The organism is Pseudomonas sp. FSL W7-0098, from assembly GCF_005930585.1.
GTDB lineage: Bacteria > Pseudomonadota > Gammaproteobacteria > Pseudomonadales > Pseudomonadaceae > Aquipseudomonas > Aquipseudomonas bubulae.
In genome coordinates, this window is the sequence record NZ_RXHW01000004.1 from 459,861 (window position 1) to 476,203 (window position 16,343).

General features: G+C 57.8%; 15 protein-coding genes. 2 read left to right on the forward strand and 13 right to left on the reverse strand.

Translation table 11 applies throughout. From position 1 onward, the window contains the following. Positions 1-86: 86 nt before the first annotated feature. The 13 genes from FHL07_RS10295 to FHL07_RS10355 all read right to left on the reverse strand — a co-directional run bounded on the left by FHL07_RS10295 (position 87) and on the right by FHL07_RS10355 (position 13,517). Positions 87-509, reverse strand: a complete 423-nt coding sequence (locus FHL07_RS10295; protein ID WP_095017955.1) for a hypothetical protein — start codon at positions 507-509, stop codon at positions 87-89. A 30-nt stretch (positions 510-539) separates the two neighbouring features. After that, positions 540-2,015: a hypothetical protein gene (locus FHL07_RS10300; RefSeq protein WP_095017956.1), complete on the reverse strand. Its 1,476-nt coding sequence runs from the start codon at positions 2,013-2,015 to the stop codon at positions 540-542. Beyond that, the gene (locus FHL07_RS10305; protein WP_130872239.1) at positions 2,003-3,469 is read right to left on the reverse strand and encodes a hypothetical protein; all 1,467 of its coding nucleotides are present in this window, start codon (positions 3,467-3,469) and stop codon (positions 2,003-2,005) included. The genes FHL07_RS10300 and FHL07_RS10305 overlap by 13 nt, the downstream gene beginning before the upstream one ends. 197 nt (positions 3,470-3,666) lie before the next feature. Continuing rightward, positions 3,667-5,628: a DUF7844 domain-containing protein gene (locus tag FHL07_RS10310; protein WP_095021415.1), complete on the reverse strand. Its 1,962-nt coding sequence runs from the start codon at positions 5,626-5,628 to the stop codon at positions 3,667-3,669. Continuing rightward, on the reverse strand, positions 5,625-5,945 hold the full coding sequence (locus FHL07_RS10315; protein WP_019826982.1) for a DUF2388 domain-containing protein: 321 nt from the start codon (positions 5,943-5,945) through the stop codon (positions 5,625-5,627). The genes FHL07_RS10310 and FHL07_RS10315 overlap by 4 nt, the downstream gene beginning before the upstream one ends. A gap of 26 nt (positions 5,946-5,971) precedes the next feature. Continuing rightward, positions 5,972-6,265, reverse strand: coding sequence for a DUF2388 domain-containing protein (locus FHL07_RS10320; RefSeq protein WP_094999513.1), 294 nt, complete (start codon positions 6,263-6,265; stop codon positions 5,972-5,974). Positions 6,266-6,469: 204 nt separating this feature from the next. Then, the gene (locus FHL07_RS10325) at positions 6,470-6,787 is read right to left on the reverse strand and encodes a DUF2388 domain-containing protein (protein WP_094999512.1); all 318 of its coding nucleotides are present in this window, start codon (positions 6,785-6,787) and stop codon (positions 6,470-6,472) included. Positions 6,788-7,087: 300 nt separating this feature from the next. Continuing rightward, positions 7,088-7,303, reverse strand: a complete 216-nt coding sequence (locus tag FHL07_RS10330; RefSeq protein ID WP_095031303.1) for a DUF1127 domain-containing protein — start codon at positions 7,301-7,303, stop codon at positions 7,088-7,090. A 318-nt stretch (positions 7,304-7,621) separates the two neighbouring features. Further along, positions 7,622-9,112 (reverse strand): acetyl-CoA hydrolase/transferase family protein, encoded by a 1,491-nt coding sequence (locus FHL07_RS10335; protein ID WP_094999510.1) that lies wholly within the window; start codon positions 9,110-9,112, stop codon positions 7,622-7,624. A gap of 181 nt (positions 9,113-9,293) precedes the next feature. Next, complete coding sequence (locus tag FHL07_RS10340; protein WP_094999509.1) at positions 9,294-10,730, reverse strand: NAD(P)(+) transhydrogenase (Re/Si-specific) subunit beta; 1,437 nt, start codon at positions 10,728-10,730, stop codon at positions 9,294-9,296. After that, positions 10,727-11,050, reverse strand: a complete 324-nt coding sequence (locus tag FHL07_RS10345; RefSeq protein WP_003438157.1) for an NAD(P) transhydrogenase subunit alpha — start codon at positions 11,048-11,050, stop codon at positions 10,727-10,729. The genes FHL07_RS10340 and FHL07_RS10345 overlap by 4 nt, the downstream gene beginning before the upstream one ends. 11 nt (positions 11,051-11,061) lie before the next feature. Next, on the reverse strand, positions 11,062-12,183 hold the full coding sequence (locus FHL07_RS10350; protein ID WP_094999508.1) for a Re/Si-specific NAD(P)(+) transhydrogenase subunit alpha: 1,122 nt from the start codon (positions 12,181-12,183) through the stop codon (positions 11,062-11,064). A gap of 437 nt (positions 12,184-12,620) precedes the next feature. After that, on the reverse strand, positions 12,621-13,517 hold the full coding sequence (locus FHL07_RS10355) for a LysR family transcriptional regulator (protein WP_095017960.1): 897 nt from the start codon (positions 13,515-13,517) through the stop codon (positions 12,621-12,623). Between the two features lie 158 nt (positions 13,518-13,675). Between FHL07_RS10355 and FHL07_RS10360 the strand changes: the two genes are divergently transcribed. Both FHL07_RS10360 and FHL07_RS10365 read left to right on the forward strand, forming a co-directional pair. Further along, entirely contained in the window at positions 13,676-14,857 is a 1,182-nt protein-coding gene (locus tag FHL07_RS10360) for an acyl-CoA dehydrogenase (protein WP_094999506.1), read from the forward strand. Between the two features lie 14 nt (positions 14,858-14,871). Then, positions 14,872-16,092 (forward strand): CaiB/BaiF CoA transferase family protein, encoded by a 1,221-nt coding sequence (locus FHL07_RS10365; protein ID WP_095021413.1) that lies wholly within the window; start codon positions 14,872-14,874, stop codon positions 16,090-16,092. Positions 16,093-16,343: the final 251 nt, after the last annotated feature.

Sequence of the window (16,343 nt, forward strand, 5' to 3'; positions counted from 1 at the left end):
TTGGGGCTAACCGATGATCTCGGCGTGTTGATCCACAAATCAGGTAAAGCGGGCCAGGGGCGGGTTGTTCCCCCCGGCGTTAGGGTTTAGCGTTTGGCCGAAAACGTCATCAGCCATGCCACCAGCGAGATGGCAGCTACGCCACCCAACGGTGCGATGTAGAGCGGCGCAAGGAACTGCCCCGAGTTGAGTACGGCGAGCACGGCCATGATGGCGATCATCAACAGGCCCAGAAACAGGAACCAGCCCGAGGCGTTTGCCCGGCTCGGTGCGACACGCTCACGTACGCGCCAGTTGGCATAGGCGTTTTTGATCACGAAAAACAGGATGGCCAGTACCACCAGCACGGCGACGCCAATCAGGGCATCGCGGCTGTCGACTTTCTTCGCCCCGAGGTCAAGACCCAGCGGTTGCGGCGCGGCCAGAGTGGTGGTCGTGGTCGTGGGCGACGGCGCAGGTGCAGGGCTTTCGCTTTCGATAGGTGCTGGCAATGTGCTGGTCTGTGCCATGTATAAAACTTCCTTGCTATGCGTGTGGGGTTACTTGAGTCGTACGGCGGTATCGGGCTGGATATTTTCCAGGCGGGCACCAAACAGACCGCGCTTGAGGGTCGCGACCCTGTTCTGGTTTGAATCGTATACGCCGGCACTGCTGAAGGGCTTGAGCGGATAAGACTGGGGCACACCTTCGACGATCACGGTCAGGGTCTTTTTGCCTGCAATCAGCAAGGCAGCCAGCAGGGCGCCAATCAAGAGCAGAACAAACAGCCCCAGCAGCATGAGTACCGGACCGAGCGGGTAGCTGATTTTCAGCACAACCGGCAGACGGGTCTCGGAAGTAGTGGCTTCACCGGAGGGGATAAATACGTCAGGCAGGGCGTCACCGGGGAACAGTTCATTCATGCGCGCAATGAACCCCTGGGAGATACGCAGTTGTTGCTCGCTGAGGTTGATGCTGATGCTGCCGGCGCGTTGGTAACCGCTGGAAAAGATCACATCGCTGGACCATTGCGATGGCAGGGGCGGCAGTTGCAGGCTGATCTTCAGCTCGTCGGAGCGGGCGCCGGGCTCGAGGTCTGTCAGGCGGTCCAGCGATATATTCGAGTTCAGGGCTTCGCCCGGCATGTCCAGGGTCATGCCTATTTTCGCGTCATGAATCTGGTAAGGATTGAACTGGTTTTCGAATTTGCCCAGCAGCACTGCCGTTTTCGGCGAGCTGTCGACGTTGATATTGAGGATGACCGTTTGCTGGTCGGGGGCCAGTTCGGCACTCACGTCCTGAGTGTCTTCAACACCGGTAGGAATAAAGCGCACGGCAGCCTGGGTCAACGGCTTTAGCCGTACCCGGTCATCTTTAAGCAAGCTGGCGAGGGCAGGCTGATTGAGCACCTGCTCCAGTGCGACACCGGCTTTTTGACCATAGGCCAGAGCGTAGATCATCAACCCGTTGGCTTCGTAGTTGGGGCCTTTGACCGGCATTTTCTGCGGGAAGGCGGCAATCCGGGTGATAGCTGCTTCGCTATGCAACAGGTCGTAGAATTCGCGGTTTTTGGCCTGGGTTTCGCTGCTGTTGTTCGGGCTGTTTTTATTGTTGGTGATGATCCAGACAATACCCTCGCGACCTTCCAGCCCGGTGGTGATTGAGGCCAGCAAAGCCTCTTTGAAGTCCGTGTCGGCATAGGCACCGCTGGCTTTGCGCTCCAGCTTCAAGCCATTGACGTAGTTGGGCAGTGCAGCGTGGTTGGCCGGGCCGCGATAGATCCACTCGGGCGAAGGGTGCTGACTGTCAGCCTGGTTGAACCCGCCAATGACGACTTCTGCGCTGCCGGCAGCAGTGCCCACCAGTTGGGTGACCATCGACTTGAACGGCGATGACGGGTCGCTGTAGAACGGCTCCATCCAACCTGAATTTTGTACCAGGAATACCTGGCGCAGAGGCTCTGCGCTGGCCACGCTGCTGGCAAGTACGAGGGAGAGCAACAGGCAGCGGCGCAGCCAGAAGGTCAAGCATTCCATCGGTAAAGCGCTCCGCATGAGTCGATATACAGCCACATTGCGTTATCAAAAAAGAACCACTGGGCATTCCAGGGTTCGCTGGCGCGGGCACTGATCGAAAAGCGCTGATCACCAATCTGCTCGAAGCAATAATCAACGTCCATTGGCTGGCGGCTGTCGAAAAAGGTTTCCAGCGTACTGGACTGCTGGGCCCGCATTGAGAGAAGTCGCTTTTGCGTGGCGAATTCGATGAAGGGCTGCACCACTTCACGGGTGGTGGGCTCGATATTCTCGTCGTGTTCGCCCCAGGGCAACTCAAGCCGGATGTTGTATTTAAAGCTCAAATGCCCGGTGCTCAGGCGATACCCCTTGATGGGCATCGGCAGGTCGGTAGCACCCGGATCCAGTTGCAGGTAATGCTGACCGTCGGCATCGAAGATCAGCTGCCACAGGCCCCTGCCGTCCAGAAACGGTGGCCCTTGCTCGGGATGGGCGGTGGCGTTGTTGGGCCACGGATGCCATTGGGCCTTGAGTTCGCTGCCTTGGGTCAGGCTGAGGTAGCCGTGTTCACCGATCCACAACAGGCGGCGGGAGGCTGCGTCGAGAATCGGCGCCGAGAGCCGGGTCATGCGCTCATGGTCAGCGCCTTCAACCAGGCAACGGTCCCACCCGTAGAGGCTGGCAGGGTTGACGATGCAAACGTGGCCGCTCTTGAGCTGAGGCAAATAAGACTGGCCTTCCAGTGTGCCAGGGCCGGCCAGCGGGCTGCCGTCGTCGCGCAAGGTTTGGTAACGCAGTGTGAGTGGGTCGACACTGACTAACGTCGCTCCGCTATCGCTGGAGAGCAACAGGTGCTGCTGGTTTTCGTCCACGTGAAGGGCGACCGACCAGGCCCAGCTTTCCAGGCGAGAGCGACCGATGGGTTCGCTCTTTGGCAGTAACTCAAGCCACTTGCCCGAGCCTCTTTGCCACAGGAACAAGCTGCCTTCGCGGCTTAGTGCGTACAGGGCTTCGCGATGCCCGCCGAGGTTGGCGGCGAGGAAGTTGAGGCCGTTCTTGCGAGGCAACTCAATAATCAGCTTGCGACTGTTCAGGTCACCCTGGCGGGTATCGAGCAACTGGCTGTACAAGCGCGAGCTGATCTCCTCGGCCGAGGACAGTTTGCAGCGCTCATTGATCACGCGAGAGCCACTGCCATCGCCATAAGGCGGTAGCCAGCGGGTAGTTGTCTGGTAGGCGACCTTCGGCAGTTCTTTGCCTGTGCTGGGGCAAAACGCGAATGCAGCAGGCAGGTAGTTGCCGGGAGAGGTATCAGGCGCGGGTGTTGCCCCGACCAGATAATCCAGATCAACCAGCTCGGCCGGGGGCTTGGTACCAGCGACCTGGTGCAGAGAGAATGTACCGTCATCTGCTTGCAGCCACTCCTGGTCGCCTAGCGTCCAGACAGAGGTGCGGTCGTTTCTGGCTATCTCCATATAATCCTGCCGATACCTGTAAACGGTGCATGCCAGTCCCTGCCGGGGTTATGGCAAGCACTTCACAAATGAGAGGGTGTGACTCAAACGATGGTGTGGCCAACGGCATTGATCAGTGCCGAATAATGGCGCGGTGCCACTTTCCATCGCGGAATAGTGGCAGAATGATAGGGCTTGTCAACCGAACTTTAGTTCGGTCAGGGCAGCTGCAAACCGCCGGATGCCTTGTGGATTGTCCGTAGATGTTCGCCGATCAGTTTGACGTTGGCTTCGGTGGCTGCAATTTCGGCTGCACGGGCAGGCTCCAGCAGGCTGCGCACCTCCTTGTCCAGATCAGTGGTCAGACGCAGTAGCTGCTGCTGGCGCTGGCTGCTTTCTGATTCGAGCTTTTCCCACTCTCTGGTTTGCGGCAAGCCGTAGCCGTCGCTGCCGAGCAACTCTGCCGGGCGACTGAGAAAACCGCTGCTGGCAAGAATTTCCTGCAGGGTCTTGTTGGCTTTGTCCATACCGCCATCCTTGAGCTGGCGTGCGCCCAGGTACTTTTGCTTGACCTCATCCTGTGCCAACAGCAGTTGCCGACGAAAGCTGGCTTGTTCCAGCAGCAACAATGCCGCACTGGCGCGCAGATCGGCTTGCTCAAGCCATGGGCGGCGTTCTGCTGCATCAAGGGCCAGCCAGTCTTCGACTGTGGTTTGCTTGATCGGCAAGCGGGTTTTGAGAACATCAAACATCGCCTGGTAGCGATCACGGTAGGAGTCGAAGCGATAACCCAGGCGCAACGCCTCTTTGGGATCCTCCAGCACGCTGGTATCGGCCAGCCCGCGAGCCTTGAGCACTTCGAGCAAACCATTGGGCACAATGCTGTCCAGGCCTTTGAGCCGGGCATTGTCGCTGCCGCTGCGCAGCAGTTTGAGGGTTTCAACCGCACAGTTATTGGAGATGAAGTAGTAGTCGCCGTCATAGCTCCAGTGCATCTCGGCGGCGTGTTCAACCACTTCTTCGATTTCAGGGCGGCTCAGTTTGAGCGGCACGGAAGCCAGGCTGCGCAGTTCGGTTTTAGTGTATTCGTCAATTACCTGGGCCAGCGGCAATACGAAAAGGCGCGATGGGTAAGCGCCTGTCAGGCCGTCCCAGCTTGAGAGCTGTACGTCATTGACGAATGCCCGGTAGGACAACACTAAGTGTTCTTGCAGGTCGAGTCGGCAGTCCGGCCCGCGTGGGCGGCCCGGGGCACAGATCACCAGGCGCAACATGCTATGGCCCCAGCGGCTGGCCCATTCCTGATTGGCCTCAGCCAGCAGGTAGTCGACGGCGTAGACCCGCTCGGGATCGACGGTACCCAGTGGCTGTTTGGCGAAATCGTTGCCGGCATTGAGGAAGGCAAAACCCTTCGGGCATTCGTCTCTGGCGGCAGGCGCCCAGCCGAAATGCTGCTGGTAGTAGCGATACAGTGCCGGGCGGCGGCAGGCGTAAGCCGGGTCGAGGAGGAAATACTCCATGTTGACTGCGACAAACTCCTTGGGGCTGCTGACTTCGTACAGGTCCGGGCTGCGCACCACCTGATGATTATCTTGCTCGCGCTCGCCCCGGCGCCCCACGTATTGCTGCCAGCCGGCCAGATCAAGCAGACGCGGGTCATCGCTGAGGGTGAAGCGGCGTCCGGCTTGCCCGCGGCATTGGTCGGGCAGGCCAATCAGCCCCGTGTTGCTGTTTTGGCGGGTGCAGCGGCGTATCAGCGTGCGCTCGTCCGCGGGCCAGAGACGGGCACGGTCATATAGGTGTGTCAGCTCGTGCAAGACGGTAGCGAGCATCTCCCGACGCACAGTGCCGTGGGGGCGGTTGGTCTGCAGGCGGGCAGCGGAACCATCGGTCAGCCCGGCCAGCAGCTTGCGATTAAGGTCCAGCTCGGAGGTCAGCGAAGCCTGGCCGTAAGCGTTGGCGGGCATGTCATCGGTCCACCCCACCAGGACTTGCCGATCCAGTTGTTCGATAAAACGCGGTGGCAGTCTCTGCATGGCTTCATCAAGCAGGGCTTGGCTGGCCTGTTGCTCGGCCGGGCTCAGGCCCTCGGTCTTGAGTTGCAGATGCAGCGCGGCCTGGGCGCTGCTGGCAATCAGCAGCAGGCCACAGGCGGCGAACCAGCGCGTTAACGGCCTCACAGTGCGAGTATGGCTTCGGCGAGGTCTTGATCGCTGGCGTTACGGGCTTCAGGCACGCGGTCGCGCAAGGTGCTGAAGGCCGCTTCCAGTTGTACGCCGCGAATATCGCCTTGGCTGGCAACGAAAGTGGCGGCGTCGTCGTGGGCTTCGCGCACTACTTTAGAGTCACGGATGGAGGTAGTTGTATCGGACGTAAAATCGATGGTGCGGCCAAAAGCACGCACGATGATGTTACTGGTCTGCACGACGGTCTGTGCCTGTGCCACATCGGCAAGCAGCAAAAGGCCAAGAGTGGCGACAATCAAAGGGCTACGCATGAATTTTCTCCAGAAAAAGCGGGTATTTATTGGACGAGAATTGTCTGTGCCAGTTCAAGGTCGCTGGCACTCAATTTTGGCTGGTTCTGGCGCAGATAACGCAGGGCAGACTCCAGCTGTGCGCCTCGCGTCTGGCCATCACTGGCAATAAAGACGGCGGCATCATCCTGGGCGGCACGTATCAGTTTGTGATCAAAAGGCGCGGACGTCACTTTACTGGTGACATAACCACTGAGCACCACATTTTGCGTGGTCAGGTCGAAGGCGTTGGCTGATTGAGTCCAGCAGAGTGCAAGCAGAGCTAATAAGGAAAAACGCATGGGTCTCGAGGCTGTTTGAATGAGCGCCAAGGCTAGCGTAATGGCCGGGGCAGGGCCAGCGTGGGGGCGTTGTTGAAATTTTTTTCATGCCTGCACGGTATATGTGGGAGCGGGCTTGCTCGCGATTGTATCGGCGCGGTTTACCTGAGAAATCAGGGCGCCTGAATCGTGAGCCAGCCCGCTCTCACAGAGTGCTGACCCCGATCAGATCGTCAGGATCGCCTGGGCCAGCTGTGCATCGGTGGCCTGCAGCTGTGGTGCTTGCTGGCGGATGGCATCGAAGGCGCTTTCCAGTTTCACGCCACGGATGGCGCCTTCGCTGGCCACAAAGCTGGCAGCGTCGTCACGGGCTGCGCGCACGATCTTGTTGTCACGAAACGAGCCGGTAGCATCCGATGTCAGGTCGGTGGTGGCTTTGAGCGTACCCACGATGCCATCGGTGGTGGCGATGAAGCTCGTGGCGTTGGCGCTTGCAGCAACAGCCAGCAGAACTGCGGCACTAAGTAGGCGAAGAGTGGGCATGGTAATACTCCTGAACATGAACTAATGAAAATAGACGGTTATGGGCCGAATAGTAGGCTCAGGGTTGCTTCAGGCAAAGGTTGTTTTGTCCGAAGCGCGTATCAGGGTGCTCTGAATCAGGTATCAGGCAAACTGTACCTGTGGTATTTCAATTAATTTAAAACTGTACTTGTCACTTTGCAAGTGGGCAAAACTCGGCCCTAAAACGACAAAACCCGTCAGCGGTAATCCGCGACGGGCTTTGTTTTTTCAATTCAGGTTGCTGGCGGTGGACCGGTGGTCAGGGCCAGCGAGCGCTAATCAGCGCCAGAACGGCTTGCTCAGCTCTTCGTAACGCTGTGCTTCGCTAATCCCGGCATCAGCCAGAAGACGCGAGTCCAGGCGAGCCAGTTGATGGCGGCTGGAGATACGGCGCTGCCACAACATCAGGTTGGCAAGTACGCGCAAAGGCATGGAAGCCTGGGAGTTTACAGTGTTGCTTTCGCTGAACAGTTCGGAACTGAGTGTACGTTCCATGGTGACATCCTTCCGCTTGTGGCGGCATTGGCTAGTGGTTTAACTGATGCCAATGATCCTCCTCTTTGTCCAGCCTCTCTAGATACAGTTCATCTGTATTGCGATGGGCCAGTTAACTGTTTATGCACGCTGTACGGGCACAAATAGACTCAACTGTACCTGTCCGCACCTAAGTGGTGCGAAATTGGCCCGAAGGTGAGTCAAAGGGAGTGTTACGGGTGGGAAATGACCAGTACAGCAGTACAGTTTTTGAAATATAAAGCATAAAAAAGCCGCTGACGTAACAGTATTTACGTCAGCGGCTGTCTAGCTCGCGGGTTACGGCAGCATTTTCCCGGTTTCTTCCAGGTTGATATGCCAGCTCAGGGCTTCGCGCAGGATGTGCGGGGTGTGGCCGCCAATCGCACAGGCCTTGGCGAAGTAGTCATTGAGAGCTTCACGGAAGTCCGGGTGCACACAGTTGTCGATAATGACCCGTGCGCGCTCACGCGGCGCCAGGCCACGCAGGTCGGCCAGACCCTGTTCGGTAACCAGGATGTCGACGTCATGTTCGGTGTGGTCAACGTGGCTGACCATTGGCACCACGCTGGAGATCGCACCCGCCTTGGCAATGGATTTGGTCACGAAGATCGCCAGGTGCGCGTTGCGGGCAAAGTCACCCGAACCGCCAATGCCGTTCATCATCCGCGTGCCGCACACGTGAGTGGAGTTGACGTTGCCGTAGATGTCGAACTCCAGGGCGGTGTTGATGCCTATGATACCCAGGCGACGAACCACTTCAGGGTGGTTGGAAATCTCCTGCGGGCGCAGGACCAGTTTGTCCTTGTAGCGCTCCAGATTGCCAAATACGTCCGAGTTGCGACGCTCCGACAGGGTGATGGAGCTGCCCGAAGCGAAGCTCATCTTGCCCGCGTCGATCAGGTCGAAGGTCGAATCCTGCAGTACTTCGGAGTACATGGTCAGGTCTTCGAACGGCGAGTCGATCAGGCCGCACATCACCGCGTTGGCGATGTTGCCGATACCGGCTTGCAGCGGGCCGAGCTTGTTGGTCATGCGCCCGGCTTCAACTTCGGCTTTAAGGAAGTTGATCAGATGAAAGGCGATACCGTCGGTTTCGCTGTCCGGCTCGGACACGGTGGATGGCGAGTCCGGCTTGTTGGTGATCACGATGGCGACGATTTTTTCCGCCGGGATCGGGATTGCGGTGCTGCCGATACGATCGTCGACCTTCACCAGCGGGATCGGTGTACGCGTCGGACGGTAGGTCGGAATATAGATGTCGTGCAGACCTTCCAGGTTCGGGTTATGCGCCAGGTTGATCTCGACGATCACTTGCTTGGCGAAAATCGCGAAGCTGGCGGAGTTGCCCACGGATGTGGTCGGAACAATATGACCTTGTTCGGTAATGGCCACTGCTTCAATAACTGCAATGTCCGGCAGCTTGAGCTGATTGTTGCGCAACTGCTCAACGGTTTCGGACAAATGCTGGTCGATAAACATCACTTCACCGGCGTTGATCGCCTTGCGCAGAGTGCTGTCTACCTGGAACGGCATGCGACGGGCCAATACGCCGGCTTCCGTCAGTTGCTTGTCGAGGTCGTTGCCCAGGCTGGCGCCGGTCATCAGGGTGATTTTTAGCGGCGACTTCTTGGCCCGCTCGGCCAGGGCCTGGGGGACGGCTTTGGCTTCGCCGGCACGGGTAAAACCGCTCATGCCGACAGTCATGCCGTCTTGGATAAGGGCGGCGGCTTCTTCGGCGCTCATGACCTTATCGTGCAGGGAGTTCAGGCGAATACGTTCACGGTACATGGATTGTTATCTCGGGCAACGGAAGCAAGAGGCGCAGTCTATTCATTTTCAGAGCCTTGCGTCCCGCTACCATGGTCGAATGCCAGCGGCCGATTTAGAGCCTTTGGTCGGGTTCCTTGGAAAAAGAAAAACCCCGGCCAATAGAGCGCCGGGGTTCTCGATGTTGCGTTGGTGCGCGATGTTACTCGACAGCTTTAACCATATCTTCAATAACTTTCTTGGCGTCACCGAAGACCATCATGGTTTTATCCAGGTAAAACAACTCGTTATCCAGACCGGCATAGCCGCTGGCCATTGAGCGCTTGTTCACGATGACAGTCTTGGCTTTATAGGCTTCGAGGATCGGCATGCCGGCAATCGGCGATTTTGGATCGTTCTTGGCCGCCGGGTTGACCACGTCGTTGGCGCCCAGTACGAGCACCACGTCGGCCTGGCCGAACTCGGAGTTGATATCTTCCATCTCGAACACCTGGTCGTAAGGCACTTCGGCCTCGGCCAGCAGTACGTTCATATGGCCTGGCATGCGGCCCGCAACCGGGTGAATCGCGTACTTCACGGTCACGCCGCGGTGAGTCAGCTTTTCCGTCAGCTCTTTAAGTGCGTGTTGTGCCCGTGCCACGGCCAGGCCGTAACCCGGGACGATGATTACGGTGTCGGCGTTGGTCAACAGGAAGGTGGCGTCGTCCGCCGAGCCGGATTTCACCGGACGGGCCTCTTGCGCACCGGCCGGGCCACCGACGTCGGTTGCACCGCCAAAGCCGCCGAGGATCACGTTGAAGAACGAACGGTTCATCGCCTTGCACATGATGTACGACAGGATCGCGCCCGAAGAACCTACCAGCGAGCCTGCAATGATCAGCATCGAGTTGTTCAGCGAGAAACCGATACCGGCAGCCGCCCACCCCGAGTAGCTATTAAGCATCGACACCACCACCGGCATGTCGGCGCCGCCAATCGGGATAATGATCAGCACACCCAGCACGAACGCCAGAGCCAGCATCAGCGCGAAAGCATTGAGGTTGCCGGTCAGCATAAACGTGATGCCCAGGCCCAGCGTGGCCAGGCCCAGTACCAGATTGAGCTTGTGCTGGCCGCCGAATTGTACCGGTGCACCCTGGAACAGGCGGAACTTGTACTTGCCCGAGAGTTTGCCGAAAGCGATCACCGAACCGGAGAAGGTGATTGCACCAATGGCCGCGCCCAGGAACAGCTCCAGACGGTTGCCCGCCGGGATGGCGTCGCCCAGGTGTTTGACGATGCCCAGCGATTGCGGTTCGACCACGGCTGCAATGGCAATAAATACCGCCGCGAGGCCGATCATGCTGTGCATGAAGGCAACCAGCTCAGGCATTTTGGTCATCTCGACACGCTTGGCCATGATCGAGCCTGCTGTACCGCCGACCAACAGGCCAACAATGACGTAGCCGATACCAGCGGTGGCAATCTCGGCGCCCAGCTTGTAGATCAGGCCAACCGTGGTAATGATCGCCAGACCCATGCCGAGCATGCCGAACAGGTTCCCGCGACGAGAGGTGGTGGGGTGCGACAGGCCTTTGAGGGCCTGAATGAAGCAGATCGACGCAACCAGATACAGAACAGTAACCAGGTTCATGCTCATGGCTTGCGCACCTCTTCTTTGGCTTTAGGTGCTTTCTTCTTGAACATTTCCAGCATGCGCCGGGTGACCAAAAATCCACCGAATACGTTTACGGCAGCCAGCGCGACTGCCAGGGTGCCCATGGTTTTACCCAGGGGGGTAACGGTCAGCGCGGCGGCGAGCATGGCGCCTACAATCACGATCGCCGAGATGGCGTTGGTAACGGCCATCAGCGGGGTGTGCAGCGCAGGTGTAACGTTCCAGACAACGTGATAGCCCACATAGATGGCCAGCACGAAGATGATCAGGTTGTAGATACCGGGGGAGATGAGCTCTTCCATTATTATTGTCCTCAGCCGTTTTTGCGCACGACTTGACCGTCGCGGCACATCAGGCACGCGGCGACGATGTCGTCTTCAAGGTTGATCTGGAACTGCCCTTCGGAGGTGAAGACCAGCTTGAGGAAGTCCAGCAGGTTGCGGGCGTAGAGTGCCGAGGCGTCCGCAGCAACCATGGCGGGCAGGTTGGTGTGGCCGACGATGGTTACGCCGTGTTCAACCACGACCTGATCGGCGACGGTCAGCGGGCAGTTACCGCCCTGGGCTGCAGCCAGATCGATGACCACTGAGCCCGGCTTCATCTGGGCTACGGTTTCTGCGCTTAGCAGCACCGGGGCTTTACGGCCCGGGATCAGGGCTGTGGTGATCACGATGTCAGCCTGCTTGGCGCGCTCATGCACGGCCAGTGCCTGGCGCTGCATCCAGCTGGCAGGCATCGGGCGGGCGTAGCCGCCTACGCCAACGGCGCACTCGCGTTCTTCGTCGGTCTCATAAGGCACGTCGACAAACTTGGCTCCAAGCGATTCGATCTGCTCTTTAACCGCAGGTCGCACATCGCTGGCTTCGATTACGGCACCCAGGCGCTTGGCGGTGGCAATGGCCTGCAAACCTGCAACACCGGCACCCAAAATAAGCACGCGAGCGGCTTTGACGGTACCGGCGGCGGTCATCAGCATCGGCATAAATCGCGGATAGTGGTGAGCGGCGATCAGGACGGCTTTATAGCCGGCGATATTGGCTTGGGATGACAGCACATCAAGACTTTGCGCACGAGAGGTTCGTGGAGCAGCTTCGAGAGAGAAGGCGGTGATCCCGCGCTCGGCCAGTTTGGCAATGGTTTCATTGCTGAACGGGTTAAGCATGCCAATCAGCACGGTGCCGGTTTTGATCAGGGCCAGTTCGCTGTCGCTGGGGGCGACAACCTTGAGAATCAGCTCTGCGCCGAAAGCATCTGTAGCGTTGCCAATAGTTGCGCCGGCGGCTTCATAAGCACTGTCGATAACGCTGGCATTAACGCCGGCGCCGCTTTGAACAGTCACTTTATGGCCTTGGCCGATCAGCTTCTTGATGGTTTCCGGGGTTGCAGCAACCCGCGTTTCACCCGTATGGGTTTCGAGAGGAACACCAATGTGCACGTCATATCTCCTGCGTGATCTTTTATAAGAAAGCCAGCGCACTACGGATGGTGCGACTGGGGCGGCCGATCAGCACGATCCCACCAAAAGTATGGGTGGGGCGGGGCATTCTGCTGGCAATTTTTTTACCCTTCAAGGACTTATGGAGGATGACGAGATACAAACTACAAGTCATGCAGTGACCGAATGTCGCAATGGTCGGCTGCATGCCTTTAAATACGTGGCTTACAGAAGCTTTGACGTTTTTTTGAGTTTTTTTCAGATTTCTTTTGGTTATCGCTGCATAACTTTGAGAAATACCCTGTAGGCCGCGTGGTTACTGGCCTGCAGGTTTGTCCAGTTAGACCAAAGTCCCGAATGTCAAAACGCGACATTTACTTATATATGTAGTGACTTTTTATGCTGCGCTACATAGTTCGTGCGGACGATGCGATCCTTTAAATCAGGCTGTAGCCCTCGGCCTGCTTGATCAGCCAGTCTCGAAAGGCCTGCAATGAAGCCGACTCAATTTTGCGTTCGGGGATCATCAGGTAGTAAGCCCTGGTGCTGGGCAGGCTGCTGTCATTGGCAATCACCAGGCGTTTTTCGGCCAATTCGCGCTGAATCAAAAAGGGCGGAATCAGGGCGACCCCCATTTCATGCATGGCCGCCTGAGCCAGCATTGAAAAGAGCTCATAACGTGGGCCGCTCATGTCGCGTGGCACATTTATGTCCTGGGCGTTGAACCATTGGCGCCAGGCGTAGGGGCGGGTGGTTTGCTGCAGTAGGGGGAGTTCGGCGAGGGTGTGCGGGGAGAGGCTCTTATGCGGGCCCAGCAGGTTAGGACTACACACGGGTACCGGGTTTTCTCCCATCAGGCGGTAGGACGAAGTGCCGGACCAGTCAGCATCACCGAAGTAGATGGCAGCATCGAAGTCGGTATCTGCGAACAGAAAAGGGCGTGTGCGGTTGGTCAGGTTGACCGTGACATCCGGGTGCTGTTGCTGGAAGTCCTTGAGCCGGGGCAGCAGCCATTGCGTGCCGAAGGTGGGCACCACGGCCAGTTCGATCACGTTGGCGCCTTGTTGGCCCATGACGGACAGCGTGTCCCGTTCTACAGCATCCAGTTGGATTGCAATGCGCCTACTGTAGGAGATGCCGGCTTCTGTCAGTTTTACGCCACGCTTGGAGCGTCGGAACAGTTCTACACTCAGAAACTCTTCCAGGCTGGCGATCTGTCGGCAAATAGCCCCTTGAGTGATGGAAAGCTCTTGTGCGGCCTTGGTAAAGCTTTCATGGCGCGCAGCCGCTTCGAAGCTGATCAGGGCGGTTGTGCTGGGGATCTTGCGGCGCATGTACGGCTTCCTCACTAAATACAGTCAGAAATGGCTTTCATGTGGTTCACGGAGTGAGAAATTATCACAGCATCGTGTCGAATCCTCGTTTGTCCTTCTATATAGAGGGAGCCTAGGATCAGTGCACGATATTTGATCTATTACGCGAGGGTTCTCTCATGGCGGGTAAAGCAAGCTTCAACTGGATTGATCCACTGTTGCTGGATCAGCAGCTCACTGAAGAAGAGCGCATGGTGCGCGACAGTGCCGAGCAGTTTGCTCGGGACAAACTGGCGCCGCGTGTACTTGAGGCTTTCCGCAATGAGAAGACCGACCCTGCAATTTTCCGTGAGATGGGTGAGACCGGTTTGCTGGGCGCGATGATCCCTGAGCAGTACGGCGGCAGTGGCCTTAACTACGTCAGCTACGGCCTGATTGCCCGCGAAGTGGAGCGTGTCGACTCGGGCTACCGTTCAATGATGAGCGTGCAGTCCTCCCTGGTAATGGTGCCGATCAATGAGTTCGGTACCGAAGCGCAGAAGCAGAAGTACCTGCCCAAGCTGGCATCTGGCGAGTGGATTGGCTGCTTCGGTCTGACTGAGCCAAACCACGGCTCTGACCCTGGTGCGATGATTACCCGTGCGCGTTCGGTAGAGGGTGGCTACAGCCTGACGGGCAGCAAGATGTGGATCACCAACAGCCCTATCGCCGATGTGTTTGTAGTGTGGGCGAAGGACGATGAAGGCGACATTCGTGGCTTTGTTCTTGAAAAAGGCTGGAAGGGTCTGACTACACCTGCGATTCACGGCAAGGTCGGTTTGCGTGCGTCCATTACCGGCGAAATCGTCATGGACAACGTATTTGTGCCGCAAGAGAACATCTTTCCGGATGTGCGCGGCCTGAAAGGTCCTTTTACTTGTCTTAATTCGGCTCGTTACGGCATCTCCTGGGGGGCGCTGGGCGCAGCCGAGTTCTGCTGGCACACCGCGCGCCAGTACACCCTTGACCGTCATCAGTTTGGCCGGCCTTTGGCTGCGACCCAGCTGATCCAGAAAAAACTGGCTGACATGCAGACCGAGATTACGCTGGCCCTGCAGGGTTGCCTGCGTCTGGGGCGGATGAAGGATGAAGGTACCGCGGCGGTTGAGATCACTTCGATCATGAAGCGCAACTCGTGTGGCAAATCCCTGGATATCGCACGCATGGCTCGCGACATGCTGGGTGGCAACGGAATCTCCGATGAGTTCGGCGTGGCGCGCCATCTGGTCAACCTGGAAGTCGTGAACACCTATGAAGGTACGCATGATGTGCATGCCTTGATCCTTGGGCGTGCGCAGACCGGTCTTCAGGCGTTCTATTAACAGGAGCTCGGCTCATGGGTGCTTTATCGCATTTGCGGGTGTTGGATTTGTCTCGTGTGCTGGCGGGGCCGTGGGCGGGGCAGATACTGGCTGACCTGGGGGCTGAGGTAATCAAGGTTGAGCGCCCGGGCAATGGTGATGACACCCGGGCCTGGGGCCCCCCCTTCCTTAAAGATGCTTATGGTGAGAGTACGGGGGAGGCTGCCTATTACTTGTCAGCCAACCGCAACAAGCAATCGGTAACTATTGACTTCACCAAGCCGCAAGGCCAGCAACTGGTTCGCGAGCTGGCAGCCAAATCCGACATCCTGATCGAGAACTTCAAGGTGGGTGGCCTGGAGGCGTATGGCTTGGACTACGCGTCGCTCAAGGTATTGAATCCGGACTTGATCTACTGCTCGATTACGGGGTTCGGCCAGACTGGCCCTTATGCCAAGCGGGCCGGCTATGACTTTATGGTTCAGGGGCTGGGTGGGTTGATGAGCCTGACCGGGCGGCCTGAGGGTGATGAGGGTGCGGGGCCGGTGAAGGTGGGTGTTGCGCTGACAGATATCTTGACCGGGCTCTACTCGACGGTTGCGATCCTGGCAGCCCTTGCCCATCGTCAGCATGATGGTGGCGGGCAGCATATAGATATGGCGTTGCTGGACGTGCAGGTCGCTTGTTTGGCTAATCAGGCGATGAACTATTTGACTACAGGTGTGGCTCCGCAACGCCTGGGTAATGCCCATCCAAACATCGTGCCTTATCAGGATTTTCCGACGGCAGATGGTGACTTCATTCTTACTGTGGGAAATGACAGTCAATTCCGCAAGTTTGCTGAAGTAGCTGGCCGACCGGAGTGGGTCGATGATCCGCGTTTTGCTACCAACAAGTTGCGTGTGGCGAACCGGTCGGAGCTGGTACCGCTCATCAGGCAGGCAACGGTGTTTAAAACCACCGCTCAGTGGGTTGCACAGTTGGAGGCTGTCGGCGTGCCTTGTGGGCCCATCAATGACCTGGCGCAGGTGTTTGCTGATCCTCAGGTTCAGGCCAGAGGGTTGGCGATGCAGTTGCCCCATGCGCTGGCGGGGCTGGTACCCCAAGTGGCGAGCCCTATCCGGTTGTCCAAAACCCCGGTGGAGTATCGCAATGCTCCTCCTTTGCTGGGTGAGCATACCCGGCAGGTCCTGGAGCAGGTACTGGGGTTGAAGGCAGCAACGGTGGAGGCTTTAAGGCGGTCGGGTGTTGTGTAGCTATATAGAGGGGGCGTTAGCCCCCTCTATATAGCTGTATTACGGGTGTTTCTGGATTAAGTGATAGAGTCGCTCAATTAGTCCTTGACTCAGTTTTGTAACTGTCTATAATTCGCCCCACTTCCGGCGCAGTCGAAACGGAAAACTCCTTGAGTTTCAATGAGTTGGATGGTTTTCGGCGGTGTCAGCTTCAAGTCATCGAAGCAGGAAATGAGGTGTTGACAGCAGCGTGTAACGCTGTAGAATTCGCC